Origin of the sequence: Halomonas aquatica, assembly GCF_040196335.1 — a bacterium.
GTDB classification, from domain to species: Bacteria; Pseudomonadota; Gammaproteobacteria; order Pseudomonadales; family Halomonadaceae; genus Halomonas; species Halomonas aquatica.
Window position 1 is genome coordinate 23690 of record NZ_JBEGCJ010000001.1, and the last position, 24967, is coordinate 48656.

The 24967-nt window shown below is 65.9% G+C and carries 26 protein-coding genes; 9 read left to right on the forward strand and 17 right to left on the reverse strand.

Annotated features, from left to right (window positions below):
- Positions 1-228 precede the first annotated feature (228 nt).
- Complete coding sequence (locus tag ABE960_RS00095; RefSeq protein ID WP_349760186.1) at positions 229-894, reverse strand: phosphoglycolate phosphatase; 666 nt, start codon at positions 892-894, stop codon at positions 229-231.
- 150 nt (positions 895-1044) lie between these two features.
- Complete coding sequence (locus ABE960_RS00100; protein WP_349760187.1) at positions 1045-2328, reverse strand: PQQ-dependent sugar dehydrogenase; 1284 nt, start codon at positions 2326-2328, stop codon at positions 1045-1047.
- Positions 2329-2746: 418 nt separating this feature from the next.
- Here ABE960_RS00100 and ABE960_RS00105 point away from each other — a divergent pair, with 418 nt between their 5' ends.
- A complete protein-coding gene (locus tag ABE960_RS00105) occupies positions 2747-4045 on the forward strand; it encodes an NAD(P)/FAD-dependent oxidoreductase (RefSeq protein WP_349760188.1) in 1299 nt (432 codons plus the stop codon).
- A gap of 95 nt (positions 4046-4140) precedes the next feature.
- On the opposite strand, the gene ABE960_RS00110 is transcribed toward ABE960_RS00105, so the two are convergent.
- Both ABE960_RS00110 and rpe read right to left on the reverse strand, forming a co-directional pair.
- On the reverse strand, positions 4141-4428 hold the full coding sequence (locus tag ABE960_RS00110) for a GIY-YIG nuclease family protein (protein WP_349760189.1): 288 nt from the start codon (positions 4426-4428) through the stop codon (positions 4141-4143).
- A gap of 4 nt (positions 4429-4432) precedes the next feature.
- Positions 4433-5131 (reverse strand): ribulose-phosphate 3-epimerase, encoded by a 699-nt coding sequence (gene rpe / locus ABE960_RS00115; RefSeq protein WP_349760190.1) that lies wholly within the window; start codon positions 5129-5131, stop codon positions 4433-4435.
- A 224-nt stretch (positions 5132-5355) separates the two neighbouring features.
- Between rpe and ABE960_RS00120 the strand changes: the two genes are divergently transcribed.
- Positions 5356-5946, forward strand: coding sequence for a YajG family lipoprotein (locus ABE960_RS00120; RefSeq protein ID WP_349760191.1), 591 nt, complete (start codon positions 5356-5358; stop codon positions 5944-5946).
- Positions 5947-5958: 12 nt separating this feature from the next.
- On the opposite strand, the gene ABE960_RS00125 is transcribed toward ABE960_RS00120, so the two are convergent.
- Positions 5959-6591, reverse strand: coding sequence for a class I SAM-dependent methyltransferase (locus tag ABE960_RS00125; RefSeq protein ID WP_349760192.1), 633 nt, complete (start codon positions 6589-6591; stop codon positions 5959-5961).
- A 2-nt stretch (positions 6592-6593) separates the two neighbouring features.
- Positions 6594-7163: a TIGR04211 family SH3 domain-containing protein gene (locus ABE960_RS00130; protein ID WP_349760777.1), complete on the reverse strand. Its 570-nt coding sequence runs from the start codon at positions 7161-7163 to the stop codon at positions 6594-6596.
- Between the two features lie 484 nt (positions 7164-7647).
- On the opposite strand from ABE960_RS00130, the gene miaB reads away from it, so the two are divergent.
- The 5 genes from miaB (at position 7648) to lnt (ending at position 13079) form a co-directional block, all read left to right on the forward strand.
- Positions 7648-8991 (forward strand): tRNA (N6-isopentenyl adenosine(37)-C2)-methylthiotransferase MiaB, encoded by a 1344-nt coding sequence (miaB, locus tag ABE960_RS00135; RefSeq protein ID WP_349760193.1) that lies wholly within the window; start codon positions 7648-7650, stop codon positions 8989-8991.
- Between the two features lie 73 nt (positions 8992-9064).
- A complete protein-coding gene (locus ABE960_RS00140; protein WP_349760194.1) occupies positions 9065-10168 on the forward strand; it encodes a PhoH family protein in 1104 nt (367 codons plus the stop codon).
- Positions 10168-10689: an rRNA maturation RNase YbeY gene (gene ybeY / locus ABE960_RS00145; protein WP_349760195.1), complete on the forward strand. Its 522-nt coding sequence runs from the start codon at positions 10168-10170 to the stop codon at positions 10687-10689. The genes ABE960_RS00140 and ybeY overlap by 1 nt, the downstream gene beginning before the upstream one ends.
- Positions 10686-11555 carry a CorC family transporter gene (locus ABE960_RS00150; RefSeq protein WP_349760196.1) on the forward strand — a complete coding sequence of 290 codons (870 nt, stop codon included), beginning with the start codon at positions 10686-10688 and terminating at the stop codon, positions 11553-11555. The genes ybeY and ABE960_RS00150 overlap by 4 nt, the downstream gene beginning before the upstream one ends.
- Positions 11556-11618: 63 nt before the next feature.
- Positions 11619-13079 carry an apolipoprotein N-acyltransferase gene (gene lnt, locus ABE960_RS00155; protein WP_349760197.1) on the forward strand — a complete coding sequence of 487 codons (1461 nt, stop codon included), beginning with the start codon at positions 11619-11621 and terminating at the stop codon, positions 13077-13079.
- A gap of 91 nt (positions 13080-13170) precedes the next feature.
- On the opposite strand, the gene phaC is transcribed toward lnt, so the two are convergent.
- From phaC to prmB, 5 genes are all read right to left on the reverse strand, one after another.
- Positions 13171-15000: a class I poly(R)-hydroxyalkanoic acid synthase gene (gene phaC / locus ABE960_RS00160; RefSeq protein ID WP_349760198.1), complete on the reverse strand. Its 1830-nt coding sequence runs from the start codon at positions 14998-15000 to the stop codon at positions 13171-13173.
- Between the two features lie 163 nt (positions 15001-15163).
- The gene (locus tag ABE960_RS00165) at positions 15164-15604 is read right to left on the reverse strand and encodes a phasin family protein (RefSeq protein ID WP_349760199.1); all 441 of its coding nucleotides are present in this window, start codon (positions 15602-15604) and stop codon (positions 15164-15166) included.
- 133 nt (positions 15605-15737) lie between these two features.
- The gene (locus ABE960_RS00170; RefSeq protein ID WP_349760200.1) at positions 15738-16205 is read right to left on the reverse strand and encodes a hypothetical protein; all 468 of its coding nucleotides are present in this window, start codon (positions 16203-16205) and stop codon (positions 15738-15740) included.
- A gap of 57 nt (positions 16206-16262) precedes the next feature.
- Positions 16263-17348: a chorismate synthase gene (aroC, locus tag ABE960_RS00175; RefSeq protein WP_349760201.1), complete on the reverse strand. Its 1086-nt coding sequence runs from the start codon at positions 17346-17348 to the stop codon at positions 16263-16265.
- Positions 17349-17393: 45 nt separating this feature from the next.
- Positions 17394-18350: a 50S ribosomal protein L3 N(5)-glutamine methyltransferase gene (prmB, locus tag ABE960_RS00180; RefSeq protein ID WP_349760202.1), complete on the reverse strand. Its 957-nt coding sequence runs from the start codon at positions 18348-18350 to the stop codon at positions 17394-17396.
- Positions 18351-18469: 119 nt separating this feature from the next.
- Here prmB and ABE960_RS00185 point away from each other — a divergent pair, with 119 nt between their 5' ends.
- Entirely contained in the window at positions 18470-19048 is a 579-nt protein-coding gene (locus tag ABE960_RS00185) for a Smr/MutS family protein (RefSeq protein ID WP_349760203.1), read from the forward strand.
- A 24-nt stretch (positions 19049-19072) separates the two neighbouring features.
- Here ABE960_RS00185 and ABE960_RS00190 read toward each other — a convergent pair whose 3' ends face one another.
- The 3 genes from ABE960_RS00190 to ABE960_RS00200 are packed head-to-tail and all read right to left on the reverse strand — an operon-like array spanning position 19073 to position 21876.
- Entirely contained in the window at positions 19073-20161 is a 1089-nt protein-coding gene (locus tag ABE960_RS00190) for a patatin-like phospholipase family protein (protein WP_349760779.1), read from the reverse strand.
- Between the two features lie 21 nt (positions 20162-20182).
- The gene (locus ABE960_RS00195; RefSeq protein WP_349760204.1) at positions 20183-21064 is read right to left on the reverse strand and encodes an alpha/beta fold hydrolase; all 882 of its coding nucleotides are present in this window, start codon (positions 21062-21064) and stop codon (positions 20183-20185) included.
- On the reverse strand, positions 21061-21876 hold the full coding sequence (locus tag ABE960_RS00200) for an alpha/beta fold hydrolase (protein ID WP_349760205.1): 816 nt from the start codon (positions 21874-21876) through the stop codon (positions 21061-21063). The genes ABE960_RS00195 and ABE960_RS00200 overlap by 4 nt, the downstream gene beginning before the upstream one ends.
- Positions 21877-22110: 234 nt before the next feature.
- Here ABE960_RS00200 and ABE960_RS00205 point away from each other — a divergent pair, with 234 nt between their 5' ends.
- Positions 22111-23058, forward strand: coding sequence for an AEC family transporter (locus tag ABE960_RS00205; protein ID WP_349760780.1), 948 nt, complete (start codon positions 22111-22113; stop codon positions 23056-23058).
- Between the two features lie 5 nt (positions 23059-23063).
- Here ABE960_RS00205 and ABE960_RS00210 read toward each other — a convergent pair whose 3' ends face one another.
- From ABE960_RS00210 to ABE960_RS00220, 3 genes are read right to left on the reverse strand one after another with little or no spacing between them, the layout of a single operon-like run.
- Positions 23064-23384: an antibiotic biosynthesis monooxygenase family protein gene (locus tag ABE960_RS00210; protein ID WP_349760206.1), complete on the reverse strand. Its 321-nt coding sequence runs from the start codon at positions 23382-23384 to the stop codon at positions 23064-23066.
- Positions 23381-23890 carry a phosphohistidine phosphatase SixA gene (sixA, locus tag ABE960_RS00215; protein ID WP_349760207.1) on the reverse strand — a complete coding sequence of 170 codons (510 nt, stop codon included), beginning with the start codon at positions 23888-23890 and terminating at the stop codon, positions 23381-23383. The genes ABE960_RS00210 and sixA overlap by 4 nt, the downstream gene beginning before the upstream one ends.
- The gene (locus ABE960_RS00220; RefSeq protein ID WP_349760208.1) at positions 23887-24951 is read right to left on the reverse strand and encodes an NAD(P)H-dependent glycerol-3-phosphate dehydrogenase; all 1065 of its coding nucleotides are present in this window, start codon (positions 24949-24951) and stop codon (positions 23887-23889) included. Before ABE960_RS00220 ends, sixA begins: the two co-directional genes overlap by 4 nt.
- Positions 24952-24967: the final 16 nt, after the last annotated feature.

Genomic DNA, 24967 nt, shown 5'->3' on the forward strand with positions numbered 1-24967 from the left:
GAGAGAAAGACACTGGTGAATCGAGGGGCGACCCGCAGCGGGTGCCCGGTCAGGCGAGCGTCACCATCGCCAATCGCCGGCCATGCCAGGGTGCGGGAAGGGGCGGGCCGTGTGGCGGCGGGAAAAGGCATCCAGCGTCATGCGGGTGTCCATCGGAGGAGATCGCGAGATCCGTTATAACAAAAAACTATTGATATTACGCTTCATTATAGCGCAGACCAAATCACCCTAAACGAGTTCCGCCAGCGATTCAACCGTGCCATCCGGGCGGCTCAGCGCTACCGGCTCGCCGTGGTTGTAGCCATAGGGTACCGCCAGGGTCCGGAAGCCTGCGGCGCGCCCGGCCTCGATGTCGTGACGGGAATCGCCGACCATCAGGCAGGCCGAGGGCGGGACATCGCACTGGGCCGCCACATGCAGCAGAGGCGCCGGATCGGGCTTCTTGCTCGCCAGGCTGTCGCCCCCCAGGCAGAGTGCGAATCGCCCATGCAGGCCGAAGGCCTCGAGGATGGGCGCGATGAAGGCACTCGGCTTGTTGGTCACCAGGGCCAGGCTGATGCCGCGTGCCTTCAGCCCTTCCAGGGCCTCGCGCACACCGGGGTAGAGCCGGGTGCGAGCGCTAGGCGCCCGCCCGTAATGCGCGAGGAAACCCTGATGGGCACGGGCCAGGAGCGCCTCGTCGGGCTCTCGGTCCAGCGCGCTCTGCAGGGAGCGCGCCATCAGGCGGAGCGAGCCGTTGCCCACCCAGTCCCGGACCCGGGCCTCGCCGCGGGCCGCCAGGCCGAGATCGGCCAGGGCGGCGTCCACCGCCGCGGCGAGGTCCGGCACGGAGTCGACCAGGGTACCGTCGAGGTCGAAGGCGACCAGTCGGATGTCGTTCAGGATGGGGTGCATGACGCCTCTCGCCGGGAAAGTCGGCCAGCCATTATGCCGTAGACACGGTGGGCAGGAAATCGGCAAGGGCTGTTGCTGGCTCTCGATGAAGATCCGGCTCTCTCCTGCAAAGCGTCCGCGTCGGTGTGCAGCCCCCCGGCGCGTAACGTCCTATTGGGACGCCGGCGCCTGATAGGCGATCCGGTAGATGGCACCCGCCCGGTCGTCGGAGACAAGCAGGGATCCATCATGCAGCTGGGCGACATCGACTGGGCGGCCCAGGTATTCACCGTTCTCGTCGAGCCAGCCCTCGGCAAAGGGAATGGTCTCGCCGGTCACGTTGCCCTCGGCGTCCACGGGAGTGAACATCACCCGGGCCCCGATGGGTTCCGTGCGATTCCAGGAGCCATGCTGGGCCGAGAAGACTCCCCCCTGATAATGCTCGGGAAACATGCTGCCGGTATAGAACATCATGCCGAGGTCGGCTGCATGGGCGACGGTCTCGACGACCGGGAAGACCACGTCAGCGGGCACTTCCTCGTCCTGGTAATCGTTGGTGCGCACGCTACCACCGCCGAACCAGGGAAAGCCGAAATTCTGGCCCTTCTCGGTCTGGCGATTGATCTCGCCGGGCGGGATGTCATCGCCCATGCCATCGACCTGGTTGTCGGTGAACCAGAGGTTGCCGGTCTTCGGGTGGAAATCCTGACCGACCGAATTGCGGATACCGCGCGTATAGACCTCACGCCCCGAACCATCCCGGTTGAGACGAATGATGCCGCCGATGCCGTATTCGGCGAAGACATCCCGATGCTTCTTGGGCGGCACGTTATACGGCTGGCCCAGCGAGATATAGAGCTTGTTATCGGGGCCGATATCGCAGACACGCGCGGCGTGATTGTAGCTGACGAACTCCTCGGGGATCAGCTCCCCGCCGGGGATCACCGGCTCTGCCACGACATCGGGGCTCGCATGGAAGAGCTCCGCCGCCGGATACGCCAGCACGCGGTTCTGCTCGGCGATATAGAGCACGCCGTCCGGCGAGAAACAGGGCCCATTGGGGATGGCCTTGGCCAGCGAGGGCGCGAAGTTCTTGACCTCGTCGGCGACGCGGTCCTTGTCACGGTCGGTCACGACCCACACTTCCATCTTGCGAGTGCCCACGAAGATGGTGACCCCCTGGGCCCCCACGGCCATATGACGCGCATCCGGTACCAGCGCGTAGAGGTCGATCTCGAACCCGTCCGGTAGCGAGATTCGCTCCAGGGTCTTGCGGATCGCATCGGCGCTGCTGCTGTTCTGATCGATGGTGGTGAACTCGGTGGTGCCGGTACTCTGGAAGCTTCCGAGCTTTTCCAGCACATCGGCTTCGCCGGCACCGGACTGCTGGGGGTGCACTGCCGGAAGGGCAAAGGTGCCGGCGACCAGGCCGGCCACGAGGATCTTATGATTCATTATCATCTCCTGATCATCTTCTCCTGATCGTCTACTCCTGTTAGTGCCGACTGCACATTCACCGGCAATATCAGATTCAAGTCACTCTCTTGATGCTCGCTTGATGCTCGCCAAGTTGTCAGATCAACTATTCTAGGCCGCCCCCCGCTCGGCCAGCCAGGAACGTTTGGCCGTCGATTCCAGGCCCTTCAGATGCGCCTCCAGGCACAGCGCCTAACTGCGACTGCAGAAAGGCAAGGCGTCTGATGGCGAGGCACCAGCGGCGCCGTCCATGTCGAAGGCAACCGCACGGATGTCGTTTACAGCGGCATGACGCTACTCGCCGTGACCGTCAGGCGGCCATATATTCCGAACAGAAGATGGGCAGAACATTGCCACAGGCTTATGCTAGGAGTCCTTACCTGACTGGAGCAGTTCCATGAATGTGCCAAGAATCGTCGTCGTCGGGGGTGGGGCCGGAGGCCTCGAGCTGGTCACGCGGCTGGGCCACAAGCTCGGCAGGCGCCAGAAAGCCGAGATCGTGCTGGTCGACCGAAATTCCACGCACATCTGGAAGCCACTGCTTCATGAGGTCGCCACCGGAGCGATGGATTTGGGACTGGACGAGATCTCCTACCAGGGACACTCCAGCCTCCACAGCTACCAGTTCCAGCGCGGCACCCTGAGCGGCATCGACCGTGAGGCACGTACCCTCACCCTGGCTCCGGTGCTCGATGACGCAGGCAGCGAAGTGCTGCCCTCCCGCGTGCTGGCCTATGATCAGCTGGTGCTGGCGCTGGGCAGCGTCAGCAATGACTTCAATACGCCTGGTGTCGGCGAACATTGCCACTTCCTCGACAGCCCCCACCAGGCCGAGGCCTTCCGCCAGGACATGCTCAACACCTTCCTGCGCCACAGCGAACCTGGGCGGGACCAGCCGGCGCGCATCACGGTGGGCATCGTCGGTGCCGGGGCCACGGGCGTGGAGCTCGCGGCTGAACTCCATGAGGCCTCGCGGATGCTGCAAAGCTACGGAGTCGCGTCTCTGGACAGCGACCGGCTCGATGTTCATCTGATCGAAGCCGCCCCGCGGATCCTGCCGGCCCTGCCGGAGCGCATCAGCCTCGCGGTGAAAGGAGAACTGGAGGGCCTGGGGGTGAAGATCCATACCGAGACCCGCGTGACAAGCGTCGACGCCTCAGCGATCCATACCGCCGATGATTCACGCATCGAAATCGATCTCGGCGTCTGGGCGGCGGGCATCAAGGCACCGGCGCTGCTCTCGGAACTGGGGCTGCCGACGGAGCAAAATCACCGCCTCAAGGTCCACGAGACACTACAGAGCACGGAGGACCCCCGGGTATTTGCCATGGGCGACTGCGCCAGCTGCCCGCAGAAGGATGGCAGCATGGTGCCCCCGCGCGCCCAGGCCGCCCATCAGCAGGTCGCCACGCTCTATCACAACCTGCTCGCCCAGACCGCCGACAAGCCGCTCAAGCCCTTCGTCTACCGGGACCGAGGGTCGCTCATCTCGCTGGCGCATTTCGATGCGATCGGCAGCTTGATGCGCGGCGCCTCGGCGCGCAGCCTGTTCATCGAGGGGCATCTGGCGAAGTTCTTCTACGCCTCGCTCTATCGCATGCACCAGCGCGCCATCCACGGCACCCTCAAGACCGGTCTGATGATCGTGGTGGATAGGCTCAACCGCTTCCTCAAGCCGCGACTGAAGCTGCACTGACGCGGGCAAGGGCTGCCGGCGCCACGACGTCCAGCAACGGGGCATAGACGATGTTGCCCAGGAACTTGACGAGCAGCGGCTCGCCCTCTATCGCCTCAATTCCGCGACCGCGCTAGCCAACGGCGCTTTTCCCGGGCGGGAAGGCGCTTGATGGCTGCCTCGAGCCGCAGCGCCTCGCCCTGGCTGCCCACGCACTCACGGTGGACCAGTACCAGCGGCCCCTTGCCACGCAGCGCCTTGGCGCCGCGGCCGGCACGATGCTCGGCCAGGCGTCGGTCGACGTCGGTGGTGATACCGGTATAGAGGGCGCCCGAGGCGGTCTCTATCAGGTAGAGGTACCAGGAACGTTCGCCCTCCGAGCCGGGCGTGTCGGTATCCGCCATCGGCTCAGGCGCCGGACAGGGCCCGACGGAAGTCCCCGATCACCCCGTCGTAGCGGTGCGGGTCGGCCTCGTTGCGCGCCTTGAACACCGCCGAACCGGCCACGAAGGTGTCAGCACCGGCTCGCGCGATCTCGGCGATGTTGTCGACCTTGACCCCGCCATCGACCTCCAGGCGAATCGGGTGACCCGAGGCATCGATGCGACGACGCGTCTCGCGCAGCTTGTCCAGGGTGCCGGGAATGAAGGACTGGCCGCCGAACCCCGGGTTGACGCTCATCAGCAGGATCATGTCGACCTTGTCCATCACGTAGTCGAGATAGGAAAGCGGAGTGGCCGGGTTGAATACCAGGCCGGCCCGACAACCACCGTCACGGATCAGCTGAAGGGAGCGGTCGATATGGTCGGAGGCCTCCGGGTGGAAGGTGATGTAGCTGGCCCCGGCATCGATGAAATCACCGATCAGCCGATCCACCGGCTTGACCATCAGGTGGGCATCGATGGGCGCGGTCACCCCGTGCTTGCGCAATGCCTCGCAGACCATGGGGCCGATGGTGAGGTTGGGCACGAAGTGGTTGTCCATCACGTCGAAATGGACGATGTCCGCACCGGATGCCAGAACATCATCCACCTCCTCGCCCAGGCGGGCGAAATCGGCGGAGAGAATCGATGGCGCTATCTGGAAGTCGCGTCGGGAGTCGGTCATGGCAACGATCGGTTCCTGTGGGGAGTCGATGGGCAGGATAGGCGGCATTCTAGCAGGATCTCACCTCCCACCGAATGGCCTGCGAGCCCGCTGAACCGGCCGATAGTGACCGGGCCTCTCCATCCGTCAGACACTGGCGGGTAACCTTCCCGTCCTGTCGCGGCTGCAGGCACCGACGCCAGGGCGCTATACTCGGGACCCTGCCACTCACCGGGAGCCTAACCATGCAGCGTCGACGTTTTCTGGGTGCCTGCGCCCTGCTTATCGCCACCGGCTGGCTGGCCGGCTGTTCCAGCCCCCACTACCTGCAGCTCGATCCTCGGCGGACGGCCGCGGTCCCCCAGATCGGCAGCGGCCAGGGCGTCAGCGTGATGGCCGTGGATGGCCGCGACAGCGAGGTGATCGGCACGCGCACCGGCAGCGCCATGTCCACTGCGGTGATCACCGTCAATGCCCGGGAGCTGGTCCCACGGCTCCAGTCAGAGGCCGAGCGCGCCGTGCGGGAAATGGGCTTCACCCCGACCACCGCTCGCGCCGAGGGGCGGCCCAGCCTGACGCTGACACTTGATCACCTGGGCTACGAGCGCGGCGCGAGTCGCCCGCTCATCGACCAGGCGCGGCTCGAGGCGGTACTCATCGCCGAGGCGATCAACGGCGGCGATACCTATACCGGCACCTACACCTCACGCCGCACCCAGAGCTACGCCATCCGTCCGGACAAGGAGGCCAATACCCGCATGGTCAATGACCTGCTGTCCGACGGGCTGGACCGCGCCTTCCGCGATCCAGAGCTTGGACGCCTGCTGGCCCGCTGAAGCCTGTTCAGCTCAGCTGGAGGTCAGCGGGCCACGGCGCTGAAGCGCCCAGACGCTCTCGCGAAAGCCGCTGGGTTCCGGCTCGCCATCCCCCAGGTGGGTGACCCGGAAGTTGGGCTCGAACAGCTGGCGCACCTCGTCGGCAGATACGCTGAACGGCGGGCCGCCCGGGTCTCGTGTCAGGCTCACCAGCAGCCCCTGGGCACCGGGGGGAGTCAACTGCGCCAGGTGAAAGGCATAGCGCTGGCGAGTGGCTTCGGGCAAGGCGATCAGGGCGGCTCGATCATAGAAGGCGCCAATCTCGGCCGCCTGCTCGATATGAAAGTGGAAGAAGTCGCCGCACCAGAGCTCCACGCTGCCCTGGCGACAGATGTCGAAGCCATCCTGGCGATAGCGGGCGACTCCCTCCGCCCCCTCGGCGACGAACTCCTCGATGGCCTGCGCGGCCAGTTCGATTCCCAGCACGGGGTGGCCATGGTGCGCCAGCCAGCGCATGTCCAGGCTCTTGCCGCAAAGCGGCACCAGCACTTTGGTGCCGGCCGGCACCTTCAGATCGGGCCAGTGCTGGACCAGCGCAGGATGGGGACGGTCGCGGTGGAACCCGATGCGTCCATCACGCCAGCGCTCCAGCCAATCGCTGGCCATCATCAGAACCAGCGATCACGCTTGCGACGACGACTCGGCAGGTGGGGCACGATCAGCCCGACCAGCAGGCCGGCACCGGCCACGCCACCGCCGTACATGAAGTAGCGCATCAGCAAGTCCTCCTCCTGGGTATCCAGGCGGGCCTGGAGTTCCCGGATGGTGGCCCGTGACTGCTCGGTCTCCTGTTCAAGCGCCTGGCTACGCGCCTCCAGCTCGTCGATTCGCGCCTCGCGAATCTGAAGAGTATCGGTCATCGTCGCGGTACGGGTCTCCCAGGTGTCGTTGATGCCGTCAAGTTGCTCGGTCAAAGCCTCCAGCCGAGCCTTCAGGTCCGGCAACCGCCTCTGAGCGCTGGGGTCGTCCTGGAGCTCACTGCTGAGCACCCAGACGATATCGCCCTCGGCGTCCTCCACCCGGCTGTAGTCGCCGCTGGTCTCGAGGACGGTCACCGGCTCACCGGCGGTGAGGGTGCCGATGATCCGGTAGCCATCGGTCGGACCGCTGCGCACAAAGGTGGTGAGTTCGTCCGATACCCAGGCGGCACCATCGGCCTGCTCCTGGGCGTGAAGCATCGGGGAAAGCGTCGCGAGCGCGACGCCGAGTGTCAGAATCTTGAGTCTGTGTGTCGTCATGCCATCGTCCTGGCTGTCCAAGGCTCGCGTGTCATTGCTCTGTCGCGAAGGTTTCACCACGTTCGGACGGCACCACGTTCCGACGAACCCTGCCGGCCGCGGCGGCGATGCGGATAGTACCCCGGTCGGCTTACCCACAGCTGCTGTGGACAACCATCGGGAAAACCGCTGGAAACCCGCCGCCAGCCGGCATGATCATCGTCTCGGCAAGGTTCCGGTCATTATGTGACCAGGCCTCGCCACGTGACACCCGCCCGCGAAAGGCTTCAGGGTACCACAGTCGCAGCGCCCGACCGCGGGGCCACGCTGGCCCCGATGCCGGGCGCTGCGTATAATGATTCTCCTTGTCCCGGATGGCCATTCGGTCATCCGCCCACGTCCATCCACCGGTGCACCGTCGCGCCAGATACCGCGACCTATTCTTATGGCGAAGAAACTCTTCATCAAGACGCACGGCTGCCAGATGAACGAGTACGACTCCGCACGCATGGCGGATCTGCTCGGCGAATCCCATCAGCTCGAGCTCACCGACGACGAGCGCGATGCCGACGTCATCCTGCTCAACACCTGCTCCATTCGCGAGAAGGCCCAGGAGAAGGTCTTCCATCAGCTCGGCCGCTGGAAGAAGCTCAAGGAGGCCAACCCGGAGCTGGTGATCGGCGTTGGCGGATGCGTGGCCAGTCAGGAGGGCGAGGCCCTGCGCAAGCGAGCGCCCCATGTCGACATGGTGTTCGGGCCCCAGACCCTGCATCGGGTGCCGAGCATGCTCGATGCACGCCACGACGACCAGATATCGATGGTCGACGTCACCTTTCCCGAGATCGAGAAGTTCGATCACCTGCCCAAGCCGAGTGCCGACGGGGCCACCTCCTTCGTCTCGGTCATGGAGGGCTGCTCCAAGTACTGCACCTTCTGCGTGGTCCCCTACACACGTGGCGAGGAAGTCTCGCGCCCCTTCGAGGCGGTAATGGACGAGGTCATTCACCTGGCCGGCCAGGGGGTGCGAGAGATCAACCTGCTGGGCCAGAACGTCAACGCCTACCGCGGCGAGAACCAACTCGGCGACGAGATCGACCTGGCCGAGTTGATCGCCTGCGTGGCGGCCGTCGAGGGCATCGACCGCATCCGCTTCACCACCTCCCATCCGGTGGAGTTCTCCGACAGCCTGATCGAGGCCTTCGGCGAGATCCCGGAGCTGGTCAGCCACCTACATCTGCCGGTACAGGCCGGTTCGGACCGCGTGCTCGCCGCCATGAAGCGCGGCCACAGGGTGGAGGAATATGTCGAGAAAATGGAGCGCATCCGTGCGCTGCGTCCCGACATCAGCTTCTCCTCGGACTTCATCATCGGCTTCCCAGGCGAGACCGCGGAGGACTTCGAGGCCACCATGGACCTGATCCATCGCATCGGCTTCGATCACTCCTTCAGCTTCGTCTATTCGGCGCGTCCCGGCACTCCGGCGGCGGTCCTCGAGGATGACACGCCGGAGAGCGTCAAGAAGCAGCGTCTGGCGATCCTGCAGGAGCGCATCAACCAGCAGGCGATGCAGATCAGCCGACGCATGGTGGGCACCACCCAGCGTATCCTGGTCACCGGCTTCTCGCCCCGGGACCCGGGCCAGCTCTCCGGGCGCACCGAGAACAACCGGGTCGTCAACTTCCGGGCCGCCAATCCCTTCGACCTGATCGGCTACTTCGTCGACGTCGAGATCAACGAGGCGCTGCCCAATTCCCTGCGCGGCGAACTGATCTCCCCCGAGCGGTTCTGAGTCCACGATTGCCCCGGCCAGCGCCGGGGCAGTAAGCTGAACCCACATCCACAACGCACGGGACCCCCCCTCCTTGAGCCAGCCATCTTCTCAGGCCAACCGCATCGTCACCCTGAACCTCGAGCCCAATGACCCGAGGCGCCTGGCCAACCTCTGCGGCCAGCGCGACGAGCACCTCAAACTGGTCGAGTCACGACTTGGTATCACCTTGCGAAACCGTGGCAACATCTTCCAGCTCGCCGGGCCGGCAAACCGGGTCAAGGCCGCCGCCAACCTGCTGGAGCATCTCTACCGGGAGACCGAGGCCAGCGACCTCGAACCCGATACGGTGCATCTCTTCCTGCAGGAGTCCGGCCTAGAGGCGCTGGACGAGGAGGACGGCCAAGAGCCGGACGACGAAGTGCTGCTGCGCACCCCGCGCACGCTCATCAAGCCTCGCGGCCTCAACCAGCAGGGCTATGTCCAGAGCATCCGTGCCCATGACATCAACTTCGGTATCGGCCCGGCAGGCACCGGCAAGACCTACCTGGCGGTGGCCGCGGCCGTCGAGGCCCTCAACCAGCAGGAGGTGCGCCGCATCCTTCTGGTGCGTCCAGCCGTGGAGGCCGGCGAGAAACTCGGCTTCCTGCCCGGCGACCTGGCCCAGAAGATCGATCCCTACCTGCGCCCGCTCTACGATGCCCTCTACGAGATGATCGGCTTCGAGCAGGTAGCCAAACTGATCGAGCGCCAGGTGATCGAGATCGCGCCGCTGGCCTACATGCGCGGGCGCACCCTCAACAACGCCTTCATCATCCTCGACGAGAGCCAGAACACCACCCGCGAGCAGATGAAGATGTTCCTGACCCGTATCGGCTTCGGCTCCACGGCGGTGATCACCGGTGACGTGACCCAGGTGGACCTGCCCAAGGGGCAGAGTTCGGGGCTGATCCAGGTGCTCGATGTCCTCAGGGACACCCAGGGCATCGGCGTCACCCATTTCGCCGCCAAGGACGTGGTGCGTCACCCGCTGGTCCAGCGGATCATCGAGGCCTACGATCATTTCGAAGCCGGGCAGGAAGCTGCCGAACGTGATCGTCGCGAACAGCGCGAGGCCCGTCGCGAGTCGCAGGCCGAGGAACGCCAGGCGCGCCAGCGCCAGAATCAGCCCCCAGCCGACTTCGGGGAGTCCTCATGATGAGTGAACCTCCGCCCGTCATCGTCGATCGACAGGTTGGCCTCGAGGCCGAGGACCTGCCAACCCAGGCCGATCTCGAGGCCTGGGTGGATGCCATACTCTCGAGACAGGCCGATGAACATCGCCAGGAGTTGACCATCCGCTTCGTCGACGCCGAGGAGAGCCAGGTCCTCAACCGCGACTATCGTGGCCGCGACCGCCCCACCAACGTGCTTTCCTTTCCCTTCGAGAGCCCTCCGGAGGTCGACCTCCCGCTGCTTGGCGACCTGGTGATCTGCCATCCGGTAGTGGTCCGGGAGGCCTGCGAGCAGGACAAGTCGCGGCACGCTCACTACGCTCACATGGTGGTCCACGGCACCTTGCACCTTCTGGGCCATGACCACCTGGAGGACACCGAGGCCGAGGCCATGGAGTCCCTCGAGCGTGAGATTCTGGCATCACTGGGGATCGCAGATCCGTACCTCACCCCCAGCCCTCCGCACCGCGATTCCGATACCGAGGACGAGAGAGCCGACGCATGAGCGAAGACCGATCGAGCAGCCAGGGCAACAAGTCCTGGCTCGATAAGTTGTTCAGTGCCCTGTCAAACGACAGCGATGAGCCCAGCTCCCGCGACGAACTGCTGGAGTTCCTGCGCCAGGCGGGCTCCCGCCTGAAGCTCGACAATGACGCCATGATGATCATCGAGGGCGCCCTGAACATCAGTGACCAGCAGGTGCGCGAGGTGCTGATTCCCCGCTCGCAGATCACCGCCATCGCACTCGACCAACCCCTCGAGGAATACCTGCCGGTGATACTTGAGACCGGGCACTCACGTTACCCGGTGATCGGCGAGAATCTCGACGAGATCAAGGGCATCCTGCTGGCAAAGGACCTGCTGCCGCTGCTGCGCAGCGGCCAGGAGAACGGCCGACCCTTCCAGCTCGACGAGGTGCTTCGCCCGGCGATGTTCGTCCCGGAGTCCAAGCGGCTGAACAGCCTGCTCAAGGAGTTCCAGGACACCCACAACCACATGGCCGTGGTGGTGGACGAGTATGGCGGCACGGCGGGCATCGTCACCATCGAGGACATCCTCGAGGAGATCGTCGGCGAGATCGAGGACGAGCACGACATCGACGAGGAGATCGATATCCGCGAGCTGGGCGACGAGCGCTATGCGATCCGCGCCCTGACCACCATCGAGGACTTCAACGATCGCTTCAGCACCCGCTTCTCCGATGACGAGTTCGATACCCTCGGGGGCCTGGTGATGCAGCGTTTCGGCCACCTTCCGGGTCGCGGCGAGCACACCGAGATCGGCGGCTGGCGCTTCACCGTCCTCAACGCCGACAACCGGCGCATCCGCCTGCTCGAGGCCGAGCCCTGCGAGGAGAGCAGCGAAGAGTGATGCTCACCCCAGGGATGGATAGATGCACGGATAGTTGCATGGATAGATGCATGGATGGACGCCATGGCTGAATTTCGCCTGCCCCCGGCCCTGGGCTATCTGGCAGCCCTGGCGGCCGGGGGCCTCAGCACCCTCAGCGCATCCCCCTTCAAACTATGGTGGCTGGCCCCTGTCGCCGCCGGCCTCGTCTACTTCGGCATCCACGCCCTGTCGCCCCGACAGGCCGCGCTGAGGGGCCTTTGCTACGGCATTGGCCTGTTCGGCACCGGGGCGTCCTGGGTCTATGTATCGATCCACGACTATGGGTACACGGGGGTGCCCCTGGCACTCTTCCTCACGACGCTCTTCGTCGTCGGCTTGTCGCTGTTCTTCGCCGCCACCTTCTGGGGCTACCGGCGACTGTGCGGGCCGCGGCTGGCCCCGTTCACCTTCGCCGGCGCCTGGGTGCTCGGCGAGTGGCTGCGTACCTGGCTGTTCACCGGTTTTCCCTGGCTGCTGCTGGGCAGTGCCCAGGTCGACTCGCCCCTCGCGCCCTGGGCCCCGGTGGGCGGTGTCTACCTGTTGTCGTTGATCACGGCCCTGACGGGCAGCCTGGGTGTCGAATGCCTGTGGCGCCGGCGGTGGGCCGCCGCCTCGCTCGCCGCCCTCTGGCTGGTGCCGTTGGCCCTGCCGACCCAGTGGACGACACCGGTCGGGGCGCCCGTGCGTGTCGCCCTGCTCCAGGGCAACCTGCCCCAGTTAATCAAGTGGAGTCCCGAGGGGCAGCGCCGGGCCGTTGACACCTACCTCGCCCTTACACGCGGGCTGGGCGAGGATGTCGATCTGGTGGTCTGGCCAGAGGCCGCGCTGCCGATGTTCGAGGACCAGGCCGAGCCGATCCTCGACCGCGCCAGAACCGGCCTCTCGGAAGGAGCCGAGCTGCTCACCGGCATCCTGCAGCGCGACGGTAGCGGTCTCTACTACAACAGCGTCGTCGGCCGGGGCGACGTGGAGGGTGAGTACCGGAAGGCCCACCTGGTGCCCTTCGGCGAGTACCTGCCCCTGGATGCCTTGCTGCGCGGCGCCATCGACTTCTTCGACCTGCCCGCCCCGGCCATGACCCCGGGGCCGGCCGACCAGGCGCCGATCCGCGCCGGTGACCTGGTCATCGGCAATGCCATCTGCTACGAGATCATCTATGCCGACCTCGTGGCCTCACGGGCCCGCGAGGCCGGCGTGCTCCTGACCGTCTCCAACGATACCTGGTTCGGCGCCTCGATCGGGCCACTTCAGCACCTGCAGATGGCAAGGTTGAGAGCCCTGGAGAACGGCCGCCCGGTGATCCGTGCCACCAGCAATGGCGTCACCGCCCTCATCGACCCTCAGGGCAGGGTCACTGCCCGGGCACCACAGTTCGAGACCGCCGTCCTGGAGGGCGATGTCACGGCCACCCAAGGCCTCACCCTCTTTACCCGTACCGGCAGTTGGCCGACCTGGCTGCTCGCGGCCCTGATGGTGCTGCCAGGCCTGCGCCGGCGAGGCTGACCGGGCAGCCCTGAAGACGAGCGCCCCGGTCAGGCATCAAAAAACCCCGCCATGGCGGGGTCTTCTGAATCATGACTCATCGATTCGCCTCTCACGACTCGATGTCGCCCAACACCTCGGGGATCGTCATGCGCACATAGCGCCCAGGAGCCGGCTCGAGGATATCGAGCTCGCCGTCACCGGGCTGGCGCGCCGGCACCATCTTCCCGGTATCGGCATAGCCATTGTCGGTCATCCACTGCTGCCAGTGCGGCCACCAGGAGCCCTCATGCTGCTGGGCCCCGTCGAGCCACTCTTGAGCAGTCTCCGGCAGTTCGTCGTTGGTCCAGTAACCGTACTTGTTCTTCTTCGGTGGATTGACGATCCCGGCGATGTGGCCGGAGCCACCCAGCACGAAGGTCACCGGACCCTTCGGCAGCAGCGCCCCGTAGTAGGTGCTGTTCCACTTGGCGATATGGTCCTCGCGAGTGGAGATGAAGTAGCTTGGCGTGGATATCTTGCGCAGGTCGATCTTGACCCCGTCGAGTTCGATCCCGCCTGGCTGTACCAGCCGGTTCTCCATGTACATGTTGCGCAGGTACCAGGCATGGGTGCCGGCAGGCAGGTTGGTGCCGTCGGTGTTCCAGTAGAGCAGGTCGAAGGAAGCGGGGGCATCGCCCTTCAGGTAGTTGTTGATGTAGAAGGACCAGAAGAGGTCGTTCTCGCGCAACAGGTTGAAGGAGTAGGCCATGACTCGGCCGTCGAGGTAACCGTCGCGCTCGAGCTTGGCTTCGATGCCCTCGAGCACCGGCTCGGAGAGGAATACGCCGATCTCGCCCGGGTCGCGGAAGTCTTGAAGCGTGGCCATGTAGGTCACTGACTTGACCTTGCGGCCGCGGCGGCTGCTGGTCAGGTAGGCCACGGTGGAGGCGGTCAGGGTCCCGCCGATGCAGTAGCTCAGAAGGTTGACCGACTTCTCGCCGGTAGCCTGCTCGATGGCCGCCATGGAATCGATGGGGCCCATCTGCATGTAATCGGCCCAGGTGAGATCACGCTGCTCGGGACCGGGGTTGCGCCAGGAAATCAGGAACACCGTGTGGCCCTGCTCCACCAGCCAGCGTACCAGGGAGTTGTACTCGTGAAGGTCGAGGACGTAGTACTTGTTGATCCAGGGCGGCACCACCAGCAGCGGCGTCTTGAAGGCCTCCTCGGTAGTCGGCGCGTACTGGATCAGTTGAATCAGCTCGTTCTCGTAGACGACGGAGCCCGGCGTGACGGCGAGGTTCTCGCCGATGGCAAAGGCGCTGCGGTCGGTCATGGTGACATTGAGGCCCTCGGCAGAGTTGGCCAGGTCCTCGCGCAGGCGAGCCAGTCCCTCGACCAGGTTCTGGCCTCGGGTCTCCATGGTCTTGCGCATCACTTCGGGGTTGGTGGTCACGAAGTTGGTCGGCGCCATGGCATTTACCAGCTGGCGCGCATAGAAGCTGAGGTTGCGCTTCTGGTCTTCCGAGAGGCTATCCAGACCCTCGATCAGGTCCTCAACCACGCGCGAGAACAGCAGGTACTGCTGCATGATCGACAGGTAATAGGGGTCGTCGCGCCAGGCATCGTCCTTGAAGCGCCGGTCCCCGCTGGACGGAGTGACCAGCGGCTCGACGTCTTCGCCTCCCATACGGCGCAGCGACTGCTGCCACAGCTGGAACTGGTCCTGCAGCAACCGCGAATGGGTCTGCCACAGCAGGGGCTGATTCTGCATCAGTGATTCGGCGCCGGCCTGGAAGCTGCGTCGCATGTCTTCGTGGACCGATTCCGCCGCATCGCTGGGCACCATGCGTGCCAGCAGATCCTGCATCAAGGCCTTGTATTCCTCTCCGATCACCGCGAGCTGGGCGTTCCACGCCTCGAGCTCAGCCTGTGTCGGTGCTTGCACCCCTGACTGCATTGACCCCTCCTGTTATTCATTACGGCCGGACGTGCGCCGGCCTAGGGTTGGACGCGGCGGCTGCCGCGTCGCCTTGCGTCGCGCAAGGTATGGCCAAACAAGACACTGCCCGGAACCCGCATAGCGGACACCGGACAGACGAGACGTAGTGACAGCCTGCCGTTCAGCGCTTGCGCGATGTGGACTGGCTGGTCGCCTTGGCAGGCTGATCCGATGTCTTGGCACCCTGGTCCTTGACCGTCTGGCCGGCCTTTTCGGCCTGTTCGGCAAGCTGCTTGCCGGACTCGGCATAGAGCTTCTCGAGCTCGGCCTTGAACTCCAGGCTCATCTCACTCATCGCCTTGGCATCCTCGAGCATCTGCTTGGAGAGCTCGTTCATCATCTCGGCCTGGCGAGCGCCGAAGTCTCGCACGCTCTCGGCATCGGTGAGCTCGCTGGCACCCCGCATGCCCTCGGTCCCCATCTGGCTGTAGCGCTTCATCGACTCCATCTGATACTGAGTCATCTTCTCCATGTTGTTAAGCATCAAGGAGTTCAGCTTGCGCATCGGCTCGAAGAACTGACGGGTCTGCTCGTTGAATGTTTCGGTCATCTTGTCCTGCATATCGAATCCCTCCTAGAGAATCGGTAACGAACGCTTTGTTGCATTGCACAAAGACTAGTCTGCCATTCCGGTGGTTGCAACCGGATTGATGCTGCCCCCCGCGAGGGTCGCACGAGTCCGCTCCCATCAGCCATCAGCTTTCGCGCTTGGTCCGCGAGCTGGCACTGGCAGTGGACTTGCGGGAGGTGCCTCCGGAGGATTTCGAGGAGGGCTTGGTGGATGACTTGTTGGATGAATCGTTGGATGACTTGGTGCCACCTGATGACGTCTCGTTCGAAGAGTCACTCGATGCAGCCCCGCCGCTGCTGGCGGAGCTGGCCGCAGCCTTGGACAGCATGTCGATCATCATCTGCTGATAATTGCTGAAACTGGACAGGCCCTGAGAGAGTCCCTGTGTCAGGTTCTGCGACAATCCGGGCTGCTGTCCAGAATGCTGGAGGAAGGGCTGCATCAGGCTCATCGGGTCGTATCCCTCCACACCCGACTCCATCTGCTTCTGGATCCGGTTCAGCAGATCCTTCTGAAAGGCCTCCACATCGGGCAGGCCCAGCGCCTGACGGAATTCCTCGGGGGTCAGGTCGAATTCGACGTTGATCTTCATGGCGTGACTCTTGTGGGTTAACTACTGAAGTGTAGCAGCCATGCCGGCTGACGAGGGTCAACTCAGTCGTGGAGTCGAAACGCGGACCTCGCCGTTCTGGCCACGCTGACGCAACAGGTGATCCATCAGGGTCAACGCCATCATCGCCTCGGCGATGGGTGTGGCGCGAATACCCACGCAGGGATCGTGACGGCCGCGGGTGACGACTTCCACCGGCTGGCCATGGACGTCAATGGAGCGCCCGGGCGTGGTGATGCTGGAAGTAGGCTTCAGGGCCAGGTGCGCGATGATCGTCTGGCCGCTGGATATGCCGCCCAGGACCCCGCCGGCATGATTGGAGAGAAAGCCCTCGGGGGTCATCTCGTCACGATGCTCGCTGCCGCGCTGGGCCACGGCAGCAAAGCCGTCACCGATCTCGACGCCCTTCACCGCATTGATGCTCATCAGGCCGTGGGCCAACTCCGCGTCAAGTCGGTCGAAGACCGGCTCACCCAGGCCCGGAGGCACGCCCTCGGCCACCACGCTGATCTTCGCACCCACTGAATCCTGATCGCGGCGCAGCTGGTCCATGTAGGCCTCGAGCTCGGGCACTCGCGCGGGGTCGGGACAGAAGAAGGGGTTCTGGTCCACCGCGTCCCACTGCTTGAAGTCGATGGCGATGGGACCGAGCTGGCTCATATAGCCGCGCACCCGGATACCTCGGGCCGCCAGGTACTTCTTGGCGATGGCCCCGGCCGCCACTCGCATGGCGGTCTCCCGGGCGCTGGAACGCCCTCCCCCGCGGTAGTCACGGATACCGTACTTGTGCTGGTAGCTGTAGTCGGCATGGGCCGGTCGAAACTGGTCCTTGATCTTCGAGTAGTCAGTGGAACGCTGGTCGGTATTCTCGATCATCAGGCCAATAGAGGTGCCAGTGGTCACGCCCTCGAAGACCCCGGAGAGGATCCTCACCCGGTCGGCCTCGCGACGCTGGGTGGTGTGGCGAGAGCTGCCGGGACGGCGACGGTCCAGGTCATGCTGCAGGTCTTCCTCGCTGAGCGGGAGTCCCGGTGGACAGCCATCGACGATGGCCCCCAGTGCCGGGCCATGGCTCTCGCCGAAGGTGGTGACGGTGAACAGCTTGCCGAAGGTGTTACCGGACATGGGCGCTCCTCCTGGGGTCGGGAGAGATGGGGCGAGAGAGATGAATCAGGCGAAGGACGCCGCATGGGCGTCGAGTTCAGCGGCGGTCAGGGAGAAGACCCCCTGACCGCCGCGCTCGAATTCCAGCCACAGGAAGGGCACCTCGGGGAAGGCGGCCTCCAGGTGATGATCGGAGTTACCCACCTCGACGATCAGCACACCATCATCGGTCAGGTGGTCGCGGGCCTCGCGCAGTATGCGCCGGACGATATCCAGCCCGTCACTTCCCGCGCCCAGCGCCAGCACCGGTTCATGGCGGAACTCCTCGGGCATGGTCGTCAGGTCCCGGATATCCACGTAGGGCGGGTTGGAGGCGATCAGGTCGTAGCGCCGCCCGCCGAGTCCCTCGAAGATGTCCGACTCGACGGCACGCACCCGCTCCCCCACGTCATGTCGGGTGATGTTGATGCGTGCCACTTCCAGGGCCTCGGGACTGATGTCCGCCAGGTCGACCTCGCAGGTCGGCAGGTACAACGCCGTGGCGATGCCGATGCAGCCCGAACCGGCACAGAGATCCAGCACCCGAGCAGGCGGCTCACCGGGAAACCAGGCGGCGAAGCCATGCTCGATCAACTCGGCGATGGGCGAGCGCGGGATCAGCACCCGCTCGTCGACACTGAACGGAAGGCCGGCGAAGAAGGCCTCGCCCAACAGGTAGGGCAATGGACGGCGTGTCTCGATGCGTGCACGGACCAACGACACGATACGCGCACGCTCCATGGGCAACAGCCGCGCCTCCAGGACGGCAGGGTCGACGTTCCAGGGCAGGTGCAGCGCGCCCAGGGTCAGCGCCACGGCCTCATCCCAGGCGGACACGGTGCCGTGGCCATAGTGAAGACCGGCCAGGTGGAATTCGCTGGCCGCCCAGCGCAGGCAGTCGCGCAGGGTGACCAGACCCTCGGTGAGGGCCTCGTCGTTCAGAACGAGGGTGGAAGAAGACGCATCAGGGAAAGATTCAGCCACGGGGCATCCTGGAGTCAGGGGGTTCGAGTGGATACGAGGGAAGATTGTAACCGGGCCCGCGGTTCACAGCCACGACTGGGGCGGTATACTGACGCCTGGTTCCAACACCCGATGGCCCCATGAGTCGAGACCGCCACTTACCGGACGACGACGAGATCAGTGCCTTTCGCCAGGCCCTGCGTGAGGCCGGCGTGCGCCCCATCACCAGCAACCGGGCCGACCCCGGTCGCCGGCATCGGCGCGATCCCGCCGCAGCCGAGCGGCGGGCGGCCGCCACCACCGTCAGCGATGACATCGCCGGAGTCGGCCGCACCTCGGATGGCCGTGTCGAGCCGGTGAGGCCCTCCGAGTTTCTCGACTTCGCCCTCCCCGACCTGCCCTGGCGCACGCGACAGCAGCTCAAGCGGGGACGCATCGCCTGGGAGGCGGGTCTCGACCTGCATGGACACACCCTGGAGGAGGCCAGAGAAGAACTGGAAGCCTTCCTGCGCGATGCTTCCGACCGCCGGCGACGCTGCGTGCTGGTCGTTCACGGCAAGGCCTGGGGCAGCACCAGCGACTACCCCGTGATCAAGAGCCACGTGAACGCCTGGTTGCGGGAATGGCCGAGTGTGCTGGCCTTCTGTTCGGCGCCCACGATCGACGGCGGCACCGGGGCGGTCTACGTGCTGCTGCGCCGACGCGGCGCCCAGGCCTGAACGGCGAGCCGCCGGCTTCACGCCTCAGGGCGGGTCCTTCTCTTCTTGCTCCTTCTCCTCTTCCTCTACTGCCGTCTCCACGACGGTCGCCTGGCTTCCCCACCCCGGATGGGTGAGCCCCTCGAAGCGATCCAGCGCGTCCACGGCCAGGTGCCGACCGAGGCTGATCAGGGCCTCGGCCCGGTGGAACTCATAGGCACCACACACCGTCTTGGGGACTTCGATCAGCACGTCCGGCGGATAGCCCGCCACCTTGTACTTGGCCAGGGCCGCCTGGGTGATATCGAAGGAGGCCAGCACCATGTCCAGGCGCCCCCACTCCCGGCGGCCTCGCTCCAGAGTCTCCTCCTCCACGCTCTTGTCGCCATTGGCGTTTGAGTCGCCGTTGCCGAAGCCCTCGAACAGCCGTCGGGCGGCCCCGCGGACCCCGTCGATCCAGCTGGCGAAGTCGATGCCACCTGCATCCCGAGACTCCTCCCGTGCCTGCTCTTCGGCGGCCTCGTCCGGAGGCAGCAATTCTTCCAAGGTCACCAACCGAGGGCTGTGGGCGGTGGCATTGACCGCCAGCACCAAGTCCGCCTGGGCCGACACCGTGGGGATGATCGGCAGGGGATTGAGCAGCCCTCCGTCCACCAGCACCTGGTCATCGAGATGCACCGGCGTGATCACCCCGGGCACGGCGATGGAGGCGCGGATCGCCTCGAGCAGCGAGCCGCTCTGGAACCACACCTCACGCTGGCGGTTCAGGTCGGTGGCCACGGTGGTCACGGCAATCTCCAGGTCTTCGATACGGGTATCACCGATCAGGCTTTCGAGCTTGCCCATCACCTTGCTGGCCTTCATCGCTCCCATGGGGCTCCAGGTGACATCGACCAGCCTGACCACGTCGAAGTAGTCGAGCTGGCAGACCCAGTCCCGGTAGGCATCGAGCTGCCCGGCAGCATAGACGCCGCCCACCAGGGCCCCCATGGAACACCCGGAGATCGCCACCACCCGGTAGCCCCGGGCCTCGAGCTCCTCGATCACCCCGATATGGGCGTAGCCTCGGGCCCCGCCGCTGCCGAGCACCAGCGCCACCGTCTTGTCTCGAGGGTTGCCGGCCTTGTTCTGCATGTTCATGATCCGCCCTCCCTCTCAGTTGATCCGCCCAGGCGAGTGCCAGGCGACGATGGCCTGCGCCACCGCTGCCACGGCCCCCGGCTCCAGGTGCAGGTGATGCCCGCCCCGAAGGACGCATCGTGCCAGGTCGGCCACCGCGGCCCGAGCCCGGCGCGCCCGCGTCCGGTCGCCCAGGATACCGGTCGACCCCTCCAACAGCAGCACCGGGCAGCGAATCGCCTCCAGCATGGCAGTCACCTGTTCGGGGCAGAACCTCACCAGGGAGGGGCGCAGCAGGCGAGCATCGGTGCGCAACTGCACGTGGCCATCGGGCAGCGCCTCCAGGTTGCGTGAGACCAGCGGCCGCGCCGTCTCGGCATCGAGGGGCGTCGCCCCGCCGGCGACCCGAGATGCCACGGCGGCCTCACTATCAGGATAGCGCGGCGCCGAGGAGAGCGTGCGGCGATGGGCGAGCAGCCCCTTGCGCAGTTGGGCAGGGGCCTCGCCGGCGTCGGTGGTCAAGGCGCCCAGGCCATCGATCAGGACCAGGGCCTCGACGCGCTCCGGCAGGGCAGCCGCCGTCAGGCAGGCCACGCCGGCGCCCATGGAATGAGCCAGCAGGCTCGCTCGGGTGAGGCCGAGGTCGTCGCAGGCATCGAGCAGGTCGTGGGCGTAGTCCCACAGCGCGTAGTCGCCGTGGCGATGCGCCGAGAGGCCGTGACCGGCGAAGTCGATGGCCACCACACGGATGCCGAGACGCTCGACCAGGCGCGGAGCCAGCCGCGAGAAGCTCGCGGCATTGTCCAGCCAGCCATGCAGGGCCAGCCAGGTGGGGGCCGCCGGGTCGCCCCATGCCAGGGCTGCCAGGCGCCCGCCGGCGAGCCTCAGATCCTGGGGCGGCAACTCAGACTCGCTCATGATGACCGCCCGATCAGGTCGCCGATCATCGCCAACAGGGCCGTGCGGGTGTCGTCGGGGCATTCCATGGGGAACATGTGGCCCCCCTGGACCTCGGCGACACGCACCCCGCGACGACGCAGCCGGCGCCGACGGTGGGCAGTGAGCACCCGGGAATCACTGCCCGCCAACACGCCGAGCGGAACCTGGGCCCTCTCCGGCAGGTCGTCGAGATGGTCAGGCAGGTGACGGAATATCTGCACCTCGATGTCCGGGTCGTAGACCAGCACCACGCGGCCATCGTCGAGCCGGCGCGTACCACCATCCACATAGTCGTGAAGGGCCTGGTCGGTGAAGCGCCGGAAGAGCCCGCGCCGCCGCAGATAGTGGGCCATGGCCTCCCGGCTGGGCCAGGTGTCACGACGTCCCTGGGTTCGTCCGGCCGGAGTGACGTGGTCGGCCAGGCCGAGCCGCTTGGCAGCCTTCATGACCCAGGCATCCAGGCCGAGCATCAGCGGCGGGTCGAGCATCACCACGGCGCGGAAAAGCTCGGGGGACTGCTCGGCGGCCATGGCCATGAGCACACCGCCCATGGAGTGCCCCACGCCGACCACCGGGCCCGGGAGCCGGGCGAGGTGCTCGAGGAGCTCGTCGCGCAGGGCCAGCCAGTTGTGGCCCACCGGAAAGTCGGGGTGATGGCCGAGACGATCCAGCGGATGCACCTCGAAACGCTCGGCCAGCGGGGACAGGAAGCTGCGGTAGCTCTGCCCCGGGAAGCCGTTGGCATGGGCGAAGACGAGAAGGCAACGCGAGGTCTGGTCGGATCGGCTCATGGATTCTTCCTGCTTTCGGGCACCCGGCCGGCGCCCTTCTGGCGATAGCAGGCTAACGGGATTACCATGTTTCGCCAAGTCGTCCTGTGGCGACATGCGAACCGAGAGGAGTTCTCCGTGGTAGACCCCCACAAGCCCGCCCGAGATACCCGCGCCCGCAACCGGGTGTTCTTCATCACCGTGGTCACCGCCGTATTCATCGGCCTGTGGCTTGCGCGCTAGGCCATGGCGCCGATGGAGCTCTCGACCCTCTTCCTGCAGACCCTCGAGATCACCCTGCCGGTCTTCGCCATGGTGTTCATCGGCCTGGGGCTCAAGCGCGCACGCTGGATAGACGCCGCCTTCGTCTCCACCGCGTCACAGCTGGTGTTCAAGGCGACCCTTCCGACGCTGATCTTCCTCAGTATCATCCGCGCCGACCTGGGCGCCACCCTGGATCCGGCCCTGCTCGGCTTCTTCGCCCTGGCCACCCTCGGCAGTGTCCTGTTCTGCTGGGGATGGGCGACCCTGCGGGTGCCCTACCGGGAACGCGGCGTCTATATTCAGGGCGCCTTCCGCGGCAACTGCGGCATCGTCGGCCTGGCGCTCGCCGCGGGGATGTATGGCGACTTCGGCCTCTCCACCGGCAGCCTGCTGCTGGGCGTGGTGATCCTCACCTACAACGCCTTCTCGGTGATCGCCCTGGTCACCTACCAGGAAGGACAGCGGGCCGACTGGCGCAGCATCCTGCGCCATATCGCCACGAACCCGTTGATCCTGGCGGTCGTCGTCGCCGTCCCGGTGGCCGCGACGGGATGGCCCCTGCCCGGCTGGCTGATGACCTCCGGTGACTACTTCGCCTCCCTGACCCTGCCACTCGCGCTGATCTGCATCGGCGCCACGCTCTCGTTCGGCGAGATTCGCCGTTCGGGTCGGCTGGCGGTCAGCGCCAGCCTGCTGAAGATGGTCACCCTGCCGATACTGGCAACAGGCGCCGCCTGGCTGGCCGGCTTCGAGGGCCCCGCCCTCGGAGTGATGTTCCTGTTCTTCGCCAGCCCCACCGCCGCCGCCGCCTTCGTGATGGCCAAGGCGATGGGCGGCAACGCGACCCTCACGGCGAACATCATCGCCATGACCACGCTGATGGCCAGCATCACGGTGACGCTGGGTGTCTTTGTGCTTCGGGCCTCGGGGCTGATCTAGCAGAACTAGCGAATCGCCCCCGCGACGGTTCCCTCGACCACCTCGAACTGTTCGATGCCGCCGCCCTCGGCGGTGGCCTCCGGCGGCAGCGGGTCGGCGTGGGCACGCCTGAAGTCGTCACTGCCGACCCAGTCGCGGAAGGCCTGCTGGCTCTCCCATTCCGTCTCCACCACGTAGGGCGCCTGGTTGCCCTGGGGGCGCAGCACGCGCATTGCCACGAAGCCGGGCTGCTGGTCGATCTGCCCCGCCCGGGCGCGGAAGCGCGCCTCAAACTCGTCCTCGAAGCCGGGGTTCACGTGGATGCGGTTATTGACGATATAGCTCACGGGACCTCCTGGTCGTTGATGTCCGCCGGCGAGACAAAGCGCAGCAGGCGCGCACAGCCGGCGGCCCGGACCTCCGCCGTGAGCTCTGCCATGGCGGCGGTCGCAAAGCCGGGGCCACGGTCGGCCCGCCCCTCCACCAGCAGCCCGGTGAGCGCGGCCACCAGCGGCATATGGCTGACGAGCAGCAGCGGGCGGTCATCGGCCTCGCCGACCAACCACTCCACAACCGCTTCGGGCGGGTCATCGGGGGTGAGGATCGACAGGAACTCCACCTCGAGACCCAACGGCTCGGCGATGTGCTGCGCGGTCTGGCGAGCCCTCACAAAGGGGCTCGCCACCAGGCGCAGGCGCGTCGCGTCGAGATCGCCGCGGGAGGCGAGCCAGCGCCCCATGCGCTGCGCCTCGAGCTCTCCCCGCTCGGTCAGGGTGCGCTCGGCATCCGGCCGGCCATGGCCGGCCTCACCGTGGCGCATGATCAGCAGGCGCTCGGCTCCTCGTTCGGTCATGCCGCTCCCCCGTCGTCGCGGCGATCCTGCCGGACATCCGAGCGGGGCAGCACGAACTCCACGTCGCTGCTTTGCTCACCTTGCATCAGAAGCCGTGCCATCTCCCGGGCCGGCACGCCCTCGAAGAGCACCTGGTAGAGCCCCTCGGCCAGCGGCATGTAGACCCCGTCTTCATGGGCCTTGTCACATACCAGGCGCACGGTGTTGACCCCCTCCGCCACCTGGCCCAACGCCTCGACGGCCTCGTCCAGGGTACTGCCCTCCCCCAGGGCCTGGCCCACCCGGTAGTTGCGGGAGAGTGCCGAGGAGCAGGTGACGATCAGGTCGCCGACACCGGCCAGCCCCAGGAAGGTCATGGGGTTGGCGCCCTGATCCACGGCGAAGCGGCTCATCTCGGCCAGGGCACGGGTCATCAGCATGCTGCGGGTGTTCTCGCCCATGCCCAGCGCCGCCGCCATGCCCGCGGCGATGGCATAGATGTTCTTCAGCGCACCGCCCAGCTCCACGCCGAAGCGATCATTGCTGGCATAGACCCGGAAGTAGTCGCAGCCCAGGGTGGCCTGGACCCGGGTTCGGGTCTCGGCGTCGTCGCTGGCGATCACCGTGGCGGTGAGCTGCTTCTGGGCGATCTCCGAGGCCAGGTTCGGCCCCGAGATCACGCCGATATGGGGAAATCCGGTCTCCTCCTCGAGGATCTGGCTCATCAGCTTGAAGCCCTCCTCCTGGATGCCCTTGGTGGTGCTGACGAGTATCTGGCCCTCGTTCAGCCAGGGGCGCGCCTGACGCACCACCTCGCGGAAGGCCTTGGAGGGGATGGACACGAGCACCAGACCGGCGCCCTCAAGCACCTCGTCCATGGCATTGGAGGCCACCACCGCGGGGTTGATGGCGAAGTCGGGCAGGTAGCGGCCATTGCGGTGTTCGCGAGTGATCTGCGCCGCCAGGACGGGGTCGCGCAGCCACTGGCGAACCTCGGCCCCGTTGTCGGCGGCGATGCTGGCAAGCGCCGTGCCGAAGCTGCCGCCGCCGAGCACCGCCACGCGCATGGGTTGGTCTGACATGATCGCCCCGGGAAGC